This window comes from Vibrio sp. AH4 (genome assembly GCF_030710545.1).
GTDB lineage: Bacteria > Pseudomonadota > Gammaproteobacteria > Enterobacterales > Vibrionaceae > Vibrio > Vibrio metoecus.
Genome location: NZ_JALAIV010000001.1, coordinates 908,950 through 928,019, shown reverse-complemented (window position 1 = coordinate 928,019; position 19,070 = coordinate 908,950). Strand labels below are relative to the sequence as shown.

15 protein-coding genes, 3 tRNA genes, 3 rRNA genes and 1 riboswitch are annotated in these 19,070 nt (G+C 47.3%); of the genes, 18 read left to right on the top strand and 3 right to left on the bottom strand.

Going from position 1 to position 19,070, the window contains the following annotated elements; genetic code table 11:
• Positions 1-14 precede the first annotated feature (14 nt).
• Together aroE and MKA69_RS04400 are read left to right on the top strand one after the other, a co-directional pair.
• Positions 15-851, top strand: coding sequence for a shikimate dehydrogenase (aroE, locus tag MKA69_RS04405; RefSeq protein WP_305847569.1), 837 nt, complete (start codon positions 15-17; stop codon positions 849-851).
• Positions 848-1,123: a DUF1488 domain-containing protein gene (locus MKA69_RS04400; RefSeq protein ID WP_001076443.1), complete on the top strand. Its 276-nt coding sequence runs from the start codon at positions 848-850 to the stop codon at positions 1,121-1,123. The genes aroE and MKA69_RS04400 overlap by 4 nt, the downstream gene beginning before the upstream one ends.
• Here MKA69_RS04400 and MKA69_RS04395 read toward each other — a convergent pair.
• Positions 1,104-1,655: a gamma carbonic anhydrase family protein gene (locus MKA69_RS04395; protein ID WP_000095094.1), complete on the bottom strand. Its 552-nt coding sequence runs from the start codon at positions 1,653-1,655 to the stop codon at positions 1,104-1,106. The two genes, MKA69_RS04400 and MKA69_RS04395, sit on opposite strands and share 20 nt — an antisense overlap.
• A 188-nt stretch (positions 1,656-1,843) precedes the next feature.
• Between MKA69_RS04395 and MKA69_RS04390 the strand changes: the two genes are divergently transcribed.
• The 14 genes from MKA69_RS04390 (at position 1,844) to thiH (ending at position 14,335) form a co-directional block, all read left to right on the top strand.
• Positions 1,844-1,984 (top strand): hypothetical protein, encoded by a 141-nt coding sequence (locus tag MKA69_RS04390; RefSeq protein ID WP_000613996.1) that lies wholly within the window; start codon positions 1,844-1,846, stop codon positions 1,982-1,984.
• Between the two features lie 178 nt (positions 1,985-2,162).
• A 16S ribosomal RNA gene (locus MKA69_RS04385) occupies positions 2,163-3,705 on the top strand.
• Between the two features lie 62 nt (positions 3,706-3,767).
• A tRNA-Ala gene (locus MKA69_RS04380) sits at positions 3,768-3,843 on the top strand.
• A 287-nt stretch (positions 3,844-4,130) separates the two neighbouring features.
• Positions 4,131-7,017, top strand: a 23S ribosomal RNA gene (locus MKA69_RS04375).
• A 92-nt stretch (positions 7,018-7,109) separates the two neighbouring features.
• Positions 7,110-7,225: ribosomal RNA gene (rrf, locus tag MKA69_RS04370) — 5S ribosomal RNA — on the top strand.
• Together the 16S, 23S and 5S rRNA genes with 3 tRNA genes alongside form the textbook arrangement of a ribosomal RNA operon.
• A gap of 30 nt (positions 7,226-7,255) precedes the next feature.
• A tRNA-Asp gene (locus MKA69_RS04365) sits at positions 7,256-7,332 on the top strand.
• A 29-nt stretch (positions 7,333-7,361) separates the two neighbouring features.
• Positions 7,362-7,438: transfer RNA gene (locus MKA69_RS04360), tRNA-Trp, on the top strand.
• Positions 7,439-7,658: 220 nt separating this feature from the next.
• On the top strand, positions 7,659-8,039 hold the full coding sequence (gene crcB / locus MKA69_RS04355) for a fluoride efflux transporter CrcB (protein ID WP_001131285.1): 381 nt from the start codon (positions 7,659-7,661) through the stop codon (positions 8,037-8,039).
• Positions 8,040-8,091: 52 nt separating this feature from the next.
• Positions 8,092-8,190, top strand: a riboswitch (TPP riboswitch).
• Positions 8,191-8,288: 98 nt separating this feature from the next.
• The gene (gene thiC / locus MKA69_RS04350) at positions 8,289-10,229 is read left to right on the top strand and encodes a phosphomethylpyrimidine synthase ThiC (protein ID WP_305847568.1); all 1,941 of its coding nucleotides are present in this window, start codon (positions 8,289-8,291) and stop codon (positions 10,227-10,229) included.
• A 2-nt stretch (positions 10,230-10,231) separates the two neighbouring features.
• Positions 10,232-11,494 (top strand): thiamine phosphate synthase, encoded by a 1,263-nt coding sequence (locus tag MKA69_RS04345; protein WP_305847567.1) that lies wholly within the window; start codon positions 10,232-10,234, stop codon positions 11,492-11,494.
• Positions 11,484-12,251: a HesA/MoeB/ThiF family protein gene (locus MKA69_RS04340; RefSeq protein WP_305847566.1), complete on the top strand. Its 768-nt coding sequence runs from the start codon at positions 11,484-11,486 to the stop codon at positions 12,249-12,251. The genes MKA69_RS04345 and MKA69_RS04340 overlap by 11 nt, the downstream gene beginning before the upstream one ends.
• The gene (gene thiS / locus MKA69_RS04335) at positions 12,242-12,448 is read left to right on the top strand and encodes a sulfur carrier protein ThiS (RefSeq protein WP_055028129.1); all 207 of its coding nucleotides are present in this window, start codon (positions 12,242-12,244) and stop codon (positions 12,446-12,448) included. Before MKA69_RS04340 ends, thiS begins: the two co-directional genes overlap by 10 nt.
• A 7-nt stretch (positions 12,449-12,455) precedes the next feature.
• Positions 12,456-13,226, top strand: coding sequence for a thiazole synthase (locus MKA69_RS04330; RefSeq protein WP_305847565.1), 771 nt, complete (start codon positions 12,456-12,458; stop codon positions 13,224-13,226).
• Entirely contained in the window at positions 13,223-14,335 is a 1,113-nt protein-coding gene (gene thiH / locus MKA69_RS04325; RefSeq protein WP_305847564.1) for a 2-iminoacetate synthase ThiH, read from the top strand. Before MKA69_RS04330 ends, thiH begins: the two co-directional genes overlap by 4 nt.
• Before the next feature lie 145 nt (positions 14,336-14,480).
• Here thiH and MKA69_RS04320 read toward each other — a convergent pair whose 3' ends face one another.
• Together MKA69_RS04320 and MKA69_RS04315 are read right to left on the bottom strand one after the other, a co-directional pair.
• Entirely contained in the window at positions 14,481-16,274 is a 1,794-nt protein-coding gene (locus MKA69_RS04320; RefSeq protein WP_305847563.1) for an aminopeptidase P family protein, read from the bottom strand.
• A 124-nt stretch (positions 16,275-16,398) separates the two neighbouring features.
• Positions 16,399-17,340, bottom strand: a complete 942-nt coding sequence (locus MKA69_RS04315) for a LysR substrate-binding domain-containing protein (RefSeq protein ID WP_176467603.1) — start codon at positions 17,338-17,340, stop codon at positions 16,399-16,401.
• 116 nt (positions 17,341-17,456) lie between these two features.
• Between MKA69_RS04315 and MKA69_RS04310 the strand changes: the two genes are divergently transcribed.
• Positions 17,457-18,647 carry a multidrug effflux MFS transporter gene (locus MKA69_RS04310; protein WP_305848223.1) on the top strand — a complete coding sequence of 397 codons (1,191 nt, stop codon included), beginning with the start codon at positions 17,457-17,459 and terminating at the stop codon, positions 18,645-18,647.
• A 102-nt stretch (positions 18,648-18,749) separates the two neighbouring features.
• Positions 18,750-19,034: a hypothetical protein gene (locus MKA69_RS04305; protein WP_055028130.1), complete on the top strand. Its 285-nt coding sequence runs from the start codon at positions 18,750-18,752 to the stop codon at positions 19,032-19,034.
• The last annotated feature ends 36 nt before the right edge of the window (positions 19,035-19,070 follow it).

Below are 19,070 nucleotides of genomic sequence, written 5' to 3'. Positions count from 1 at the left end.
GTGTAGGCAAGGATATGGCTTCTCAAATCGATCAGTATGTAGTTTTTGGTAATCCCATTAACCACAGTAAATCCCCCTTTATTCATACGCTGTTTGCGCGTCAAACCCAGCAGCCCATGACCTATACCGCGCAATGTGCGCCAGTCGATGGGTTTATCGAGGCCGCGAGTCACTTTTTTGCGCAAGGTGGCCGAGGCTGTAATGTGACGGTGCCTTTCAAAGAAGACGCCTATCGTTTTGCCGGGCGACTGACGGAACGCGCTCGGTTGGCTGGGGCTGTGAACACGCTCAAAAAGTTAGATGACGGTGAAATATTGGGAGACAACACCGATGGTGAAGGCTTGGTGCAAGATCTATTTGCTCAACAAGTGCAACTCAAAGGCGCGAATATTTTGTTGATAGGCGCAGGTGGTGCGGCGCGTGGCGTGCTCAAACCACTGCTGGATCAAAAGCCCGCCTCGATTACGATTACCAATCGGACGTTATCTAAAGCCGAACAATTGGCGGAACTACTGGCACCGTACGGTGCAGTGATAGCCAAACCATTCACAGAGCTTACTCAAAGCTATGATGTGATCATTAACTCGACCTCGGCCAGTTTAGAAGGTGAGTTGCCCGCGATTCAGCCAGTGATTTTCGCTGTCCATTCAATATGTTATGACATGATGTATGGCAAAGGGCATACTGTGTTTAACCAATGGGCTCTACAACACGGCTGCGCGCAGGTGATTGATGGTTTAGGTATGCTGGTGGGGCAAGCGGCGGAAAGCTTCATGTTATGGCGTGGGTTACGTCCGGGAACCAAACAAATTTTGCGCGAACTGCGTAAAAATCTCGAAGGTGCACTATGAATCAATCCATCCTATTTCCCGATTTACAGCATTGGGATGAGGCCAAACAAGCCGTCGTATTTTTTGCTCAGCAAAACGGAGCATTAATCGAATGTCTTGTGGCTCGTCAAGTTCTGCAAGAACTCTCAGGCGAAGCCTTAGCAGAATCGCAACACGTGATGACAGTATTCAGTGAGTGGCGTTTTGACCTAGAGGAACTCGCCGAACAGGCGATAGAAGACGAAATGTTTAACGCTCTAGGTCAAATTGAGATCACTCGCGAACGGTTTTAACGTCATTCAGATAGTCATTTTTACTCTGAACGTAGTTGCTTGAGGACTTTAAGAGAAAAGCACGCTCCTTATCATTGAGTGGGCGTGCTTGTTTTACTGGGCTGCCTATATAAAGAAAGCCACTTTCGAGTTGCTTGCCTGGAGGCACTAAACTGCCCGCGCCAATCATCACATCACTTTCAATCACAGCGCCATCCAACACGATAGAACCCATACCGACTAATACTCGATCATGAATAGTGCAACCATGTAGCATGACTTTATGCCCAACCGTCACATCCTCTCCTATCAGTAGAGGATAACCATTCGGGTTTTCAGCATTTTTGTGGGTGACATGCAATACAGAACCGTCTTGAATATTAGTGCGCTTTCCAATCCGAATGTGGTTTACATCACCACGAGCGGCCACTAAAGGCCAAATGCTGGCATCATCATCCAGTTCAATGTCACCCACGATGACTGCACTGGCATCCACATAAACCTTTTCTCCCATTTTGGGCGTAATACCTTTGTAGCTACGAATTGAACTCATGATTTCCCCTTTTAATAAGCAAGTAATAGGTATAGTAGATGGCTTAATCATTAACAAATAGCCAATAATGCCTAAAACATCACCAAGTATCCGAAATCTTTAAAAAACTTCTAAAAAGTGCTTGCCAATATAACTAGCTTCTCTATAATCCGCCCTCACTGACACGGCAGACGCAGCAAGCGTTAGCAGTGATTCAGTTCGGTATTTTAGGTGGCGAAATCGCCAACGAAAATAAACTGAAAAAAGTGTTTGACACGACAGTTTATCTCGCTAAAATGGCCGCCTCTTCTGAAGCAGACCGCCAAGAAGAACGCTCTTTAACAATATAAACCAATCAATCTGTGTGGGCACTCGTTGATGATAATCAAAAAAGATTTATCAATGAACTGAGTGACCATTTGAATGAGCAATCATTCAGCACAGTCAATTCAACATTACTTCGCTTTTTATTAAGCAAAGAATGTAATCAGTATTCATTGAGCCGAAGCGAAAGCTTCAAAAAACTTTTAATTGAAGAGTTTGATCATGGCTCAGATTGAACGCTGGCGGCAGGCCTAACACATGCAAGTCGAGCGGCAGCACAGAGGAACTTGTTCCTTGGGTGGCGAGCGGCGGACGGGTGAGTAATGCCTGGGAAATTGCCCGGTAGAGGGGGATAACCATTGGAAACGATGGCTAATACCGCATAACCTCGCAAGAGCAAAGCAGGGGACCTTCGGGCCTTGCGCTACCGGATATGCCCAGGTGGGATTAGCTAGTTGGTGAGGTAAGGGCTCACCAAGGCGACGATCCCTAGCTGGTCTGAGAGGATGATCAGCCACACTGGAACTGAGACACGGTCCAGACTCCTACGGGAGGCAGCAGTGGGGAATATTGCACAATGGGCGCAAGCCTGATGCAGCCATGCCGCGTGTATGAAGAAGGCCTTCGGGTTGTAAAGTACTTTCAGTAGGGAGGAAGGTGGTTAAGCTAATACCTTAATCATTTGACGTTACCTACAGAAGAAGCACCGGCTAACTCCGTGCCAGCAGCCGCGGTAATACGGAGGGTGCAAGCGTTAATCGGAATTACTGGGCGTAAAGCGCATGCAGGTGGTTTGTTAAGTCAGATGTGAAAGCCCTGGGCTCAACCTAGGAATCGCATTTGAAACTGACAAGCTAGAGTACTGTAGAGGGGGGTAGAATTTCAGGTGTAGCGGTGAAATGCGTAGAGATCTGAAGGAATACCGGTGGCGAAGGCGGCCCCCTGGACAGATACTGACACTCAGATGCGAAAGCGTGGGGAGCAAACAGGATTAGATACCCTGGTAGTCCACGCCGTAAACGATGTCTACTTGGAGGTTGTGACCTAGAGTCGTGGCTTTCGGAGCTAACGCGTTAAGTAGACCGCCTGGGGAGTACGGTCGCAAGATTAAAACTCAAATGAATTGACGGGGGCCCGCACAAGCGGTGGAGCATGTGGTTTAATTCGATGCAACGCGAAGAACCTTACCTACTCTTGACATCCTCAGAAGAGACTGGAGACAGTCTTGTGCCTTCGGGAACTGAGAGACAGGTGCTGCATGGCTGTCGTCAGCTCGTGTTGTGAAATGTTGGGTTAAGTCCCGCAACGAGCGCAACCCTTATCCTTGTTTGCCAGCACGTAATGGTGGGAACTCCAGGGAGACTGCCGGTGATAAACCGGAGGAAGGTGGGGACGACGTCAAGTCATCATGGCCCTTACGAGTAGGGCTACACACGTGCTACAATGGCGTATACAGAGGGCAGCGATACCGCGAGGTGGAGCGAATCTCACAAAGTACGTCGTAGTCCGGATTGGAGTCTGCAACTCGACTCCATGAAGTCGGAATCGCTAGTAATCGCAAATCAGAATGTTGCGGTGAATACGTTCCCGGGCCTTGTACACACCGCCCGTCACACCATGGGAGTGGGCTGCAAAAGAAGCAGGTAGTTTAACCTTCGGGAGGACGCTTGCCACTTTGTGGTTCATGACTGGGGTGAAGTCGTAACAAGGTAGCGCTAGGGGAACCTGGCGCTGGATCACCTCCTTACACGATGATTGTCGTGATGAGTGTCCACACAGATTGATTCGGTTTAGATTTGAGCATTAAGTGGGGCTATAGCTCAGCTGGGAGAGCGCTTGCATGGCATGCAAGAGGTCTGCGGTTCGATCCCGCATAGCTCCACCATCTTTAAGCGTTTTCGCTGAGAATGTTTAAAAATGGTTTTCATCAGAAAATCTTGCTCTTTAACAATTTGGAAAGCTGACAAAACAACAATGTATTGTTGTTTGTAAAGTTCTCAATGTTTATCGAAAGATAAACACCAACAACACATTCAAGTGTGCTTGGTATCGAATAAGACTTCGGTCTTGTTCAAATTTGAGTCCGGCAAAATCTGTCTCGCACTCATGTAAATTAAACGCGAGACAACTTAGGTTGTTTAAACAACAATCCGAAACTCCTTCGGGTTGTATGGTTAAGTGACTAAGCGTACACGGTGGATGCCTGGGCAGTCAGAGGCGATGAAGGACGTACTAACTTGCGATAAGCGCAGATAAGGCAGTAAGAGCCGTTTGAGTCTGCGATTTCCGAATGGGGAAACCCAACTGCATAAGCAGTTACTGTTAACTGAATACATAGGTTAACAGAGCAAACCGGGGGAACTGAAACATCTAAGTACCCCGAGGAGAAGAAATCAACCGAGATTCCGGTAGTAGCGGCGAGCGAACCTGGATTAGCCCTTAAGCACTCGGTGAAGTAGGTGAACAAGCTGGAAAGCTTGGCGATACAGGGTGATAGCCCCGTAACCGACGCTTCATCGAGCGTGAAATCGAGTAGGGCGGGACACGTGATATCCTGTCTGAATATGGGGGGACCATCCTCCAAGGCTAAATACTCCTGACTGACCGATAGTGAACCAGTACCGTGAGGGAAAGGCGAAAAGAACCCCTGTGAGGGGAGTGAAATAGAACCTGAAACCGTGTACGTACAAGCAGTAGGAGCACCTTCGTGGTGTGACTGCGTACCTTTTGTATAATGGGTCAGCGACTTATATTCAGTGGCAAGGTTAACCGTATAGGGGAGCCGTAGCGAAAGCGAGTCTTAACTGGGCGCTCAGTCTCTGGATATAGACCCGAAACCGGGTGATCTAGCCATGGGCAGGTTGAAGGTTGAGTAACATCAACTGGAGGACCGAACCGACTAATGTTGAAAAATTAGCGGATGACTTGTGGCTAGGGGTGAAAGGCCAATCAAACTCGGAGATAGCTGGTTCTCCCCGAAAGCTATTTAGGTAGCGCCTCGGACGAATACTACTGGGGGTAGAGCACTGTTAAGGCTAGGGGGTCATCCCGACTTACCAACCCTTTGCAAACTCCGAATACCAGTAAGTACTATCCGGGAGACACACGGCGGGTGCTAACGTCCGTCGTGGAGAGGGAAACAACCCAGACCGCCAGCTAAGGTCCCAAAGTATTGCTAAGTGGGAAACGATGTGGGAAGGCTCAGACAGCTAGGATGTTGGCTTAGAAGCAGCCATCATTTAAAGAAAGCGTAATAGCTCACTAGTCGAGTCGGCCTGCGCGGAAGATGTAACGGGGCTAAGCAATACACCGAAGCTGCGGCAATGTCCTTTGGACATTGGGTAGGGGAGCGTTCTGTAAGCCGTTGAAGGTGAATCGTAAGGTTTGCTGGAGGTATCAGAAGTGCGAATGCTGACATGAGTAACGACAAGGGGGGTGAAAAACCTCCCCGCCGGAAGACCAAGGGTTCCTGTCCAACGTTAATCGGGGCAGGGTGAGTCGACCCCTAAGGCGAGGCCGAAAGGCGTAGTCGATGGGAAACGGGTTAATATTCCCGTACTCAATCAAATTGCGATGGGGGGACGGAGAAGGCTAGGTGGGCCAGGCGACGGTTGTCCTGGTTCAAGTGCGTAGGCTTAAGAGTTAGGTAAATCCGGCTCTTTCTAAGGCTGAGACACGACGTCGAGCACCTACGGGTGTGAAGTCATTGATGCCATGCTTCCAGGAAAAGCCTCTAAGCTTCAGATTTGATGGAATCGTACCCCAAACCGACACAGGTGGTCGGGTAGAGAATACCAAGGCGCTTGAGAGAACTCGGGTGAAGGAACTAGGCAAAATGGTACCGTAACTTCGGGAGAAGGTACGCTCTTGATGGTGAAGTCCCTCGCGGATGGAGCTGACGAGAGTCGCAGATACCAGGTGGCTGCAACTGTTTATTAAAAACACAGCACTGTGCAAAATCGCAAGATGACGTATACGGTGTGACGCCTGCCCGGTGCCGGAAGGTTAATTGATGGGGTTAGCGTAAGCGAAGCTCTTGATCGAAGCCCCGGTAAACGGCGGCCGTAACTATAACGGTCCTAAGGTAGCGAAATTCCTTGTCGGGTAAGTTCCGACCTGCACGAATGGCGTAATGATGGCCACGCTGTCTCCACCCGAGACTCAGTGAAATTGAAATCGCTGTGAAGATGCAGTGTACCCGCGGCTAGACGGAAAGACCCCGTGAACCTTTACTACAGCTTGGCACTGAACATTGAACCTACATGTGTAGGATAGGTGGGAGGCTATGAAGACGTGACGCCAGTTGCGTTGGAGCCGTCCTTGAAATACCACCCTTGTATGTTTGATGTTCTAACTTAGACCCATTATCTGGGTTGAGGACAGTGCCTGGTGGGTAGTTTGACTGGGGCGGTCTCCTCCCAAAGAGTAACGGAGGAGCACGAAGGTGGGCTAATCACGGTTGGACATCGTGAGGTTAGTGCAATGGCATAAGCCCGCTTAACTGCGAGAATGACGGTTCGAGCAGGTGCGAAAGCAGGTCATAGTGATCCGGTGGTTCTGTATGGAAGGGCCATCGCTCAACGGATAAAAGGTACTCCGGGGATAACAGGCTGATACCGCCCAAGAGTTCATATCGACGGCGGTGTTTGGCACCTCGATGTCGGCTCATCACATCCTGGGGCTGAAGTCGGTCCCAAGGGTATGGCTGTTCGCCATTTAAAGTGGTACGCGAGCTGGGTTTAGAACGTCGTGAGACAGTTCGGTCCCTATCTGCCGTGGGCGTTGGAAGATTGAAGGGGGCTGCTCCTAGTACGAGAGGACCGGAGTGGACGAACCTCTGGTGTTCGGGTTGTGTCGCCAGACGCATTGCCCGGTAGCTAAGTTCGGAATCGATAACCGCTGAAAGCATCTAAGCGGGAAGCGAGCCCTGAGATGAGTCTTCCCTGACAGTTTAACTGTCCTAAAGGGTTGTTCGAGACTAGAACGTTGATAGGCAGGGTGTGTAAGCGTTGTGAGGCGTTGAGCTAACCTGTACTAATTGCCCGTGAGGCTTAACCATACAACACCCAAGGGGTTTTGTAGTGGACTCAGAGCTGAGCGCATAAGAATGTGTGTGAGAACGAAAACAGCTTTCCAGATTTTAAAATTTTGCTTGGCGACCATAGCGTTTTGGACCCACCTGATTCCATCCCGAACTCAGAAGTGAAACGAAACAGCGTCGATGGTAGTGTGGGGTTTCCCCATGTGAGAGTAGAACATCGCCAGGCTTTAATTTAGCACCAAGCGCTAACCAATGCGGAGCGGTAGTTCAGTTGGTTAGAATACCGGCCTGTCACGCCGGGGGTCGCGGGTTCGAGTCCCGTCCGCTCCGCCACTTATTCGAGCTTAGGCTCAAAGATCTACAGGGGTGTAGCTCCAATTGGCAGAGCAGCGGATTCCAAATCCGCGTGTTGGGAGTTCGAATCTCTCCACCCCTGCCATATATATAACCTCAGCAGAAATGCTGAGGTTTTTTCTATCTGTAATTTTTTAAATTTTGTAAGCTAATCACTCAATAAGTGATGCATGTAACTTTTAATAATTTTTACTCTTCCCTACCTTTTCCCTTGTTCCCCTTTGATTAAATTTATTGTTTTGCTGAAATTTCGCGCTTTATTTTGATGAATGTTTAAAATGGTACCTCTAATAAGGAGGATGAACATGCCATTATCTATGTTGGGGTTTATAGCTTTGGGTGGTGCGATAGGGGCTTGTGCTCGCTTTTTGGTCTCAGAAGTGTGCATTACTCTTTTTGGCCGCGGCTTTCCTATTGGCACGTTGACCGTGAATGTGTTTGGTTCATTCGTGATGGGGGTTTTAATTGCTTGTGTTGAAAATGAGTGGTTGAGTCCTTACCCTTGGAAACAAGTGATTGGGCTTGGTTTTCTTGGCGCGTTGACGACGTTTTCGACATTCTCGATGGATAATGTACTTTTAATGCAGCAAGGCGCCTTTTTTAAGATGGGGGCGAATGTGTTGCTCAACGTGGTTTTAAGTATTTCGGCGGCTTGGCTTGGGTTCTACTGGTTAATAAAAAGTTGATGAATGAAACCGCTATTTTACTTGGTTAACTAATAACCTTTATCTATAATGCTTCCACTTGTCGGAGTGCCATTGGGCTGAGACCGTTTATTCGGGATCCGTTGAACCTGATCAGGTTAATACCTGCGAAGGGAACAAGAGAAGACTCTCTTAGATGTCCTATTTCTTTTGGGCATTCTACTTGTCTACTCATCTCTCATAGCATCTTTCCGTCAAGCATTTCTCCCTCATGATTAAAAAGGAAATGCTATGTCGAATCGTAAGCAAGCAAGACTGGAAGCCAAGCGTTTTATTGATACTCTTTCAGTTGAACCCTATCCAAACTCTCAAAAGACCTATCTTGTAGGCTCGCGTACGGATATATGTGTTCCAGTACGTAAAATTACTCTCAGCGATACTTTGGTCGGTGGAAGTAAAGAGGCGCCGATTTTTGAGCCTAATGAGCCGATTTATGTTTACGATACCTCGGGTGTTTATACTGATCCTGAGCATGATATCGATCTCTATAACGGACTCCCTAAACATAGAGAATCATGGATCGAAGAGCGTCAGGATACACAGTTCCTGCCTAGTATGAGCTCTGATTTTGCACGTGAACGTTTGGCCGATGAAACGCTTGATGAACTGCGTTATGGCCATTTGCCACGCATCAGACAGGCTCAAAATCAGCGCTGTGTTACTCAGTTACATTATGCTCGACGAGGTATCATTACTCCTGAAATGGAATTCGTGGCTCTGAGAGAAAACTCTCGTCGTCTATCTTATCAAGACCCGAATTTGACTCAGCAACATGCTGGACAGAATTTTGGGGCGCACCTTCCTGATTTAATTACCCCTGAATTTGTACGCAATGAGGTTGCGCAGGGAAGGGCGATTATTCCATGTAATATCAACCATCCAGAATCGGAGCCCATGATTATTGGCCGTAATTTCTTGGTTAAGGTGAATGCTAATATTGGGAATTCTTCTGTTAGCTCCTCTATTGAAGAAGAAGTAGAAAAGCTAGTGTGGGCGACTCGCTGGGGTGCCGATACTGTGATGGACCTTTCTACAGGGCGGAATATTCATGAAACCCGCGAGTGGATTTTGCGTAATAGCCCTGTGCCAATTGGTACTGTGCCTATGTATCAAGCGCTAGAGAAAGTGAACGGAATTGCAGAGAACCTTAATTGGGAAGTGATGCGTGACACTTTGCTTGAACAAGCAGAACAAGGGGTTGATTACTTTACCATCCATGCAGGGTTATTACTGCGTTATGTGCCGATGACGGCCAAGCGTGTGACTGGCATTGTCTCTCGTGGTGGTTCTATTATTGCCAAATGGTGCCTTTCTCACCACCAAGAGAACTTTCTCTATACCCATTTTCGTGAAATCTGTGAGATATGTGCGCAATATGATGTCGCGCTTTCTTTAGGGGATGGACTTCGTCCCGGTTCAATAGCCGATGCTAACGATGAAGCACAGTTTTCTGAATTACGTACGTTGGGTGAATTAACTAAAATCGCATGGGAATACGATGTTCAAGTCATGATTGAAGGCCCAGGGCATGTGCCTATGCATTTAGTTAAGGCGAATATGGATGAGCAACTGAAACATTGTCATGAAGCGCCATTCTATACATTAGGCCCGCTGACCACCGATATTGCACCAGGCTATGATCACATTACTTCTGGTATTGGTGCCGCAATGATTGGTTGGTTTGGTTGTGCCATGCTCTGTTATGTCACGCCTAAAGAACACCTTGGGTTACCAAATAAAGAAGATGTGAAAACGGGGCTGATTACTTACAAGCTCGCGGCTCACGCTGCTGATTTGGCTAAAGGACACCCAGGTGCACAAATTCGCGATAATGCATTGTCGAAAGCACGTTTCGAGTTCCGTTGGGAAGACCAATTTAATTTAGCCTTAGACCCAGTCACTGCTCGTGCCTTTCATGATGAAACCCTACCTCAAGAATCTGGCAAAATCGCTCACTTCTGCTCTATGTGCGGCCCAAAATTCTGCTCTATGAAAATCTCACAAGAGGTGAGGGATTATGCGAATAACCAGCAAGCAGCGGACATTTCTGTAATTAAAGTGACGGAGCCCGATCAAGTCGCGCAAAAAGGCATGCAAGAAAAGTCACGAGAATTCTTAGCTTCAGGCGCACAGATCTATCATCCACTAGTGAAAGATCTGGTTGAGGAGTGATTATGACTCGACTGGTCTTTCCCCGTGGTTGCGCTGAATGGATTGGACGCGTGCAATATGTTTTGTTGCAAGCCAAAGAGCAAGGATTCGACATTCAAAATATCAGCCTAGATGTTGCTACTAGTGATTGTTTTGTTTTAGAAGCGAAATCCACTTTGCGAATTGGTTGTGACTTGTGCCCTAGTGAGGGCACTTCTGAGCCGTTGGATTATTACTTGCAATACTTATCTGAGCATCGAGATATTGAGGCTCGCTGTAAGGTAAAAATCGGCCTTCGCTCTCACAATGACTATGGTATGGATGAATGGCAAGTTGAGGGAAACTGTTGTCAGTGTATTACTTACCCATATCCATTACTTATATCTAATTGTCAATTAGATCAGCATGTTGCTTGGCTTTTGGCTCTGTTGGCATTGGGTTTTTCTATTGAAGATGCCTTGTGCGTTGCGCGTGCTGCTGTGTCTCAGAAACAGGGTGTTTCACGTGAAACGTGGCCGACAAGTCTGGAATTTTTTCCCTCCGTCTATTCAGGCTCAGAATTACAGTCAACGAAAGGATTTCCAGCTATAGATAAAACTCTATTCACACTTTATCCGGTCGTCGATGATGTGAGTTGGATTGAATTGCTACTTAAATTAGGTGTTAAAACCGTTCAGCTGCGCATAAAAGATCCGGCGCGAGTGGATTTGGAAACGCAAATTGTTCGAGCAATAGATCTAGGTCGAAAATACAACGCACAGGTTTTTATCAATGATTACTGGCAGATCGCCATTAAACATCATGCCTATGGTGTACACCTTGGGCAAGAAGATCTCAGCACGGCTAATTTAGCGGAGCTAGCTCAAGCAGGCCTAAGACTTGGCCTCTCCACGCATGGGTATTATGAACTACTTAACGTGGCATGTTTACAGCCGAGTTATATTGCTCTTGGCCATATTTTTCCTACCACAACCAAGCAAATGCCTTCTAAACCACAAGGGTTAGTACGCTTAGCAGCTTACCAAGGATTAGCGGATCAGCTTTCTTATCATGGGCAGAAAGGAATGCCTACCGTGGCTATTGGTGGTATTGACCACTCAAATATTGAGGAAGTCCTGCGCTGTGGAGTGACTTCGGCTGCGGTCGTGCGAGCTATCACCCAATCCGTCAATCCAGCTTTTGCTGTGCATCAATTGATGTTTGCTTTCAGTGGGCAGAAAGAAAGTGAGCTTAGAAAACAAGCGAGGTCTTACAGCATGGAATGGGAGGCGAGCAATGTTGAGTGATCCACAATTTATCCGCTATCAGCGCCAGATTAGTCTTGCCGAAGTGCAAGAAAATGGCCAACAAAAATTAATCAACGCACGTGTTTTGATCGTTGGTTGTGGTGGGCTAGGTAATGTTGTTGCGTCTTATCTAGTGGGTGCTGGTATTGGGCAAGTGATAATTGCCGATGGTGATGCGTTGGAAGTACACAACCTGCATCGCCAGATCTGTTATCGCGAGGAGCAACTAGGTAGCAATAAAGCAGAAGCACTGGCACACCACTTGAGATCTTTGAATTCTGATGTTCGTGTACGGACGGTCGCTCGACGCCTAGATGAGACTATTCTAGGTCTGGAGATTGGAAATGTAGATATGGTTATTGATTGCAGCGATAACTTACCCACCCGCCATATGATCAACCGAGTGTGTTTCTCTGCTCAAGTTCCATTGGTGAGTGGAGCTGCAATTGGTTGGGAAGGGCATCTGATGGCCTTTGACCATTCGCATGATTCGCCTTGTTATCACTGTGTTGTTCCCGATATAGCTGATAGGCAGAGTTGCAGTGAGCAAGGTGTTATTGGGCCTGTAGTTGGGATGATCGGTAACGGGCAGGCTCTTCTTGCACTGCATTTCTTGCTCGATAAGACACTCTTCCCAGCAGGCCAATTGATACGTTTTGATGGCAAGCAGCTGAGTTGGCAGACGCTTCAACTCCATCAAGATAAGGCTTGCCCTGTGTGCAGAGTGGTATCAATGGAGGAAGTGACATGTCAGTAACGATTTATCTTAATCAGCAAGCCATTGAGCTCATTGCATCTAGTTCTTTGCAACAGCTACACAGTCAGCTAAATCTGCCTGCACAAGGTTGTGTGTTTAGCATTAATGGGCATGTTGTTCCCAAGAGTGAGTGGGAGCAAACCATGTTGAGTTCGGGTGATCAAATTTCCTTATTCCAAGCGATAGCAGGAGGCTAGTTATCAGATGCTTAACATTGCAGATAAGACATTCAATTCGAGATTGTTAACCGGCACTGGGAAGTTCTCCAATCGACACGTAATGGCTAAAGCACTGGCTGCTTCTGGTTCAGAGCTGGTCACTATGGCGTTAAAGCGAATTGATTTGGCCCAGCGAAATGATGATATTCTTGCTCCGCTATTGGATATGAAGATGAATTTGTTGCCGAACACATCGGGTGCAAAAAATGCGGCAGATGCAGTTTATGCAGCGAAACTCGCGCGAGAGGCGTTAGGCACGAATTGGTTGAAATTGGAAATTCACCCTGACCCCAAATATTTGATGCCCGATCCCATCGAAACGTTGTTAGCGGCTGAGCAGTTAGTGAAGTTGGGGTTTACGGTTTTACCTTACTGTCATGCAGACCCTGTGTTATGTAAAAGATTGGAAGAGGTTGGCTGTGCGGCGATAATGCCACTGGGTTCTCCCATCGGCAGCAATCAAGGCCTAGCATCGAAAACATTCCTCGAAATCATCATAGATCAAGCAAATGTACCCATTATCGTTGACGCAGGAATTGGCTCACCATCGGATGCGGCGCTGGCGATGGAATTGGGTGCGGATGCTGTATTGGTTAACACTGCTATTGCGGCAGCGAGGGATCCCATTGCCATGGCTCGGGCATTTAAGCTTGCCGTCGAGGCGGGGAGAATCGCGTATGAGTCAGGTATGCCATCCAGAGTGAAAGCGGCAGCTGCTTCGAGTCCGTTAACTGGATTTTTGGATTTCGTATCATGAGTTTCATGCAGCATTTTCAACAATTGGACTGGGATGATTGTCGCCTCTCTATCTACGCAAAAAATTCGCGAGATGTTGAACTGGCTTTGTCTTCTCGAAAGAGGTCGTTAGAGGATTTTAAAGCTCTGATTTCTCCTGCCGCTGAGCCTTATCTGGAGGCTATGGCTCAAGCTGCTTATCAAGCGACTCGACAGCGATTTGGTAATACCATGTCGATGTATATACCTCTCTATCTTTCTAATCTTTGCTCTAATTCGTGTACCTACTGTGGTTTTTCGATGGATAACCGCATCAAGAGAAAGACGCTGAATTTGGATGATGTGGAGCGTGAAATCGTTGCGATTAAAATGATGGGTTTTGATAACGTCTTACTGGTTACTGGAGAGCACGAAACTAAAGTTGGAATCGAATATTTTCGCCAAGTACTGCCTATCATCAAGAAGGCTTTCAACTACGTTGCAATGGAAGTTCAGCCATTGCAGCAAGAAGAGTATGAACAGTTAATCGGGCTTGGGTTGGATGCCGTGATGGTTTATCAGGAAACGTATCATCCATCAACCTATGCTCAGCATCATCTACGTGGCAATAAAACCAATTTCCAGTATCGGCTTGAAACTCCCGATCGGTTAGCAAAAGCGGGGATCGACAAAATTGGTATTGGTGCGCTAATCGGTTTAGAAGATTGGCGAACGGATTGCTTTTTTGTTGCTGCTCATCTGGACTATTTAGAGCGTCATTACTGGAAAACGCGCTACTCGATTTCATTTCCTCGGTTACGACCTTGTGAGGGATCGTTGCAACCCAAATCGGCGATGACAGATCGACAGTTGGTTCAGTTAATCTGTGCTTACCGCTTGTTGAACGGTGAAGTAGAGCTTTCTCTTTCCACTAGAGAATCGCCCGTATTCCGTGATCAAGTCGCAAAACTTGGGGTGACATCGATGTCGGCGGCTTCGAAAACTCAGCCGGGTGGATACTCAGACCCTAAGGTGGAGTTGGAGCAGTTTGCTGTCAGTGATGAGCGTTCTGCTGCAGAAGTGAGTGCGGCGTTAATGCAGCAAGGCTTACAAGTGGTTTGGAAAGATTGGCATCGAGCTTATTCGGGCTAATGTTTCACGTGAAACCAACATGGTTTTACTTAGTTTGTTAAAAGCCAATGCTTCTAAAAAGTTATAGATAAAAGCAAACCGCCGATTGGCGGTTTGCTTTTATTAGTAGGTTCTTGCTAAACACATCAAACCCGTCGGCATTGAGTTATGGATGGCTCAGTGGGGAAGTTGCTTGAGCAAGCCATTGATGAGTCGCTTCATCTTTGATGAGCGGACTCACTTCATCCCATACCTTTTGGTGGTATTGGTTGAGCCAGTTTAGCTCTGGTTTGGTGAGTAAATTCACCTCGATAGCACGCTTATCGATAGGGCAACGAGTCAATGATTCAAAACCCAGCACAGAGAAATCCCCCTGCGTGTCGAACTCAGTCACTAACTCTAGGTTCTCGATACGAATACCGAAAGCATCCGCGCGGTAATAGCCTGGTTCATTGGATAGCACCATGCCAGTGCGCAAAGCCACGCCATTGTGTACTTTGGCAATACGCTGTGGGCCCTCATGAACACTTAAGAAATGTCCCACGCCATGACCTGTACCGTGGTCATAGTCATAGCCATGCGCCCATAAGTGTTGCCTTGCGAGCACATCCAACTGTGAGCCTGTTGTCCCTTTCGGGAAACGCGCGCGAGCAAGAGCGATGTGTCCTTTGAGTACCAAAGTAAACTGCTGCTTCATCTCATTGCTCACTTTACCAATCGCAATAGTACGAGTGATATCGGTAGTGCCATCTGTGTACTGGCCACCTGAATCGACCAAGTACAGGCTATTCATTGAAAGTTGCCCTGGCTGAACTTGATTCTGGTGATTGTAATGACACATGGCAGCGTTGGTACCAGCAGCGGAAATGGTATCAAAGCTCAAGTCGACCAAGGTTGAATCCTGGCGACGGAACGTTTCTAGTTCATCGGCCAGTTGTGCTTCATTATGTAAACGTCCATGAGCCACTTCATTGTCTAGCCATGCTAAAAATTGCACCATGGCGGCACCATCTCGAACATGGCAAGCGCGCATGCCAGCGACCTCAACATTGTTTTTGGCTGCCTTAGGTAACAAGCATGGATCGGCTTCATTCAACAGCTCAGCGCCTGCATTTTGCAAGGTGAGAGTGAACCAAGCATTGCTAGTGGCAGAGTCCAACATGACTCGACGACCGTTTAATTGCTGTAATTGTTTTTCAAGTTGTTCTGGGTGGTGTACACGAACGATGCCATCAACATGCGCATGGAACCCATCGGCCAAACGAGCGGGATCAAGGAAGAAATCAATGCTGCTGTCTTGGTGAGCAATCGCGTGAGAAAGCAAAACAGGTAGGCGTGAAACATCTAAACCACGGATATTGAGTAACCAAGCGATCGAGTCAAGTTCAGTGAGAACGACGCAATCCGCATTTTTTTCACGCAGGGTATTGGCGATCAACTGACGTTTTTCCAGACTCGTTTGGCCTACGCTAGAAAATGGCATCAAGCGCATTTCAGACACCACTGGTGCTGGGCGGTCGATCCACAGTACATCGATCGGATTGCTCGTCACAGGAACCAGAAAGACTCGACCTGCTAACAGCTTTTGCGCTTGAATGAGCCAACTACCACGATGCATGCGAGGATCGTAGCCAACTTTAGAACCTTGAGGCAGCGTTTGCACTAGCCAAGACAAGTAAGGCTCTTCAATTAAATGGCGATATTCAAACAATTCAGGAGAGACTTGCTTGCGAACCTGAACGGTATAGCGGCCATCAACAAAAATCGCTGCGTGATTGGTCGCGACGATGGCGGCACCCGCTGAACCGGTAAAGCCCGTTAGCCAATGTAGGCGTTCGTTGTGTTCTGGAACGTATTCACCTAAATATTCATCTTCATGTGGAACGATGAACGCATCGAGTTGTTGAGTCTGTAACCAATCGCGAAAATTGGCGAGGCGCTGAGTATAAGAGTTTGGCATCTGAGATTATCCTTTTTCTAAACAGTCCTTTGTTATTGCTTGTTGTATTGAAGGGTACAGCAAGTGGACGAGAGCGAATAAGCTACTCCTTTTGCCGACACGGCGCAAATATCCCACTATGGTTTCAGCGCAAATGGAGTGTATTGGTTTGTATCAGTTCACGTAGCCAACGGATTGCCGGATCGTTGGTTCGGTCACGATGCCAAAATAGCGTATAGGCCATCGGGGGGAGCTCGAAAGGCAATGGCAGCTCTACCAAACCAAGTTGTTTAGCCACTAGCTGGGTGAAATGGCTTGGCGCAGTAAAGACAAAATCAGTGTAAGTACACAAGCTTGCCGCGCTATTGAAATCCGGAACCGTGATGGCAATATCTCGCTCAAAACCAATATCGGCTAACCGATAATCTAATAGCCAGCGATCATTACCATCACAGCGTACTTGTACATGACGCTGATTTAAGTAGGTAGTGAGGTTCCACTCCTGAGTGAGCAGTGGATGATCTCGGCGTAGTACGCAGTGCTGCCGGTCTCGAAATAGCTCTTGCTCACAAATGTCTGCAGGGGGAAGCATTGTGAGTTTGGCATCGTTAATGTCGATGTCTTTTCCTGTCAGCCCAAAATCGAGCTCTCCCACTTGGAGCTTGCGAAAGGTTTGTTCGTTCCATGAATGAGTACTGATACTGAGATGTGGACCATGACGGAAAATGGTGGGTAAAAAGTAGGGCATGATCAGTGGATAAGCACTTTCTACCGCGGCAATTTGAAAGCGGTATTCGCTCGATTGAGGGGAAAAATGGGCTGGTTGTGTGAGCAATTCAAGTTGATTGACTAACACATCTAGCTTGGGCTTTAAAAACATGGCCTTAGGAGTGGCGTTTAGCCCATAGGATGTTCGCACAAATAATGGGTCATCAAACTGTTCTCGTAGCTTCGCTAGCGATTTACTGACGGCTGATTGGCTTAAGCACAAGCGAGCGGCTGCTCGTGTAACACTTAACTCTTCGATGAGCACTTTCAAACACACCAGCAAGTTAAGATCGATGCGCGCTAATTTTTCAATTTGCATGAGTTTTTCCAAATAAGAATAACAGCAATGACGATATGCCACTGTTTAGCATATCTCGCTGCATGTATCATGCACCGATCTTTAAAATTGAGTCGGAGTGTGAAGTGAAACAAGCAGTGCCTAGCCAGGTCAGTAAACAACAAATGGTATTACTGACGCTTTTGGTTCTTTTTAGCCCCTTAGCCATCGATATTTACTTACCGGCATTGCCACAAATTTCGCAAGCGTTTCACGTGGAACATGCACTCGCGCAAGATACGATCACTTGGTTTTTGTTTGCTATGGGTGTGGGGCAGCTATTTGCAGGCCCATTAGCAGATAAGTACGGTCGTCGAACGGTTGCATTAGGAGGCATCACCATCTATATCTTGAGCGCTTTATTGGCGTGGAGCGCGCAAAGTATTGAGTGGATGTTGATGGCTCGGCTGCTACAAGGCTTAGGAGCGTGTGCAACCTCCGTAGCAGCTTTTGCAACGGTTCGCGATTTATTTGGCCCTCAGAAGAGTGGCAAGATGATCAGCTACCTCAATGGGGCGATCTGTTTTATTCCGGCTCTTGCACCCATTATGGGAAGCTGGCTTACCCAACAATTCGGCTGGCGAGCTAATTTCAGCTTCATGGCAGGGTTTGCTTTGATCGTTGGTTCAGCCATTGCGCTACGTATGCAAGAGAGTAATCCTAATACAGGGAGTCGTCCGGCGGTATTTAAGCTTTCACGCTATGTGGCGGTACTGAGAGAGCCGACATTTCTTTTCCATGCGACACTCTGTTTGTTAGCGATGGCGGTGATTTTAGCCTATGTGACTTCGGCACCAGTGATCCTAATGGAACGTTTACAGCTCAGTATGAATGAGTTTACTTTCTGGTTTGGCGTTAACGCGGTGGTTAACATTATTGCTTGCATGACCGCTCCGAAAGTCATGGATAAATTGGGTACGCGCGTTTCATTGGTTATTGGGATTGTAACGCTGATGATTGCTGGATGTTTGATGATGATTTTGCAACATCAGTCAACAGCGTTAGCATTTATGCTCCCTGTGTTTTTATCCTCAATTGGTTTTGCTTGGATTCTTGGTGGCGCAGCGGGTAAGGCGTTAGCTCCATTTGGTGACAAAGCGGGTACGGCTGCGGCACTTTTAGGCTTATTTCAAATGAGTGGATCGGGTTTACTCGTCGGGACTTTGCAACGCTTCATCTCTGAGCCTCAACCATTGATTGGTTTGACGATGTGGCTCGCTGCACCGGCATTGCTTATTTTGTTCTCTCCGATAGGTTTTCGTTGGCATACCCAAGCATCTGAGTGCTGATTCAACAAGATAAATACACGCTGAGGCTATTTTACTCAGCGTGTATCCTGTGTATATTATTTGCCTCTTCGATACTGACTAACCGTTTGGAATTCAATACCCATGTCTTTAACCACCTATGAAATGGCTCGCATTCTGGAACAGCTTGATGAAGCACCAGAAAAGGTGATGTTTGGCAAATTACTCAATGAACTGGGTAATCAAAGCAGTGAACGCATCCGTAGTGCAGCAAAGCAAGTTCCAATTACCGTGTTGCGTGATCTGGTTTATCAGTTCCAGCAAGTGATTGAATCGCGTAAGGGTGAGCAAGTTGAAATTATGGCCAAGCAACTGGCGCAACAAGGTATTTCTGCCGAAGAGCTACTGAACTACTTACAAAAACGCTAGCGTTTATTTCTTCTAAGCAGCACCGTTCTCATCTTA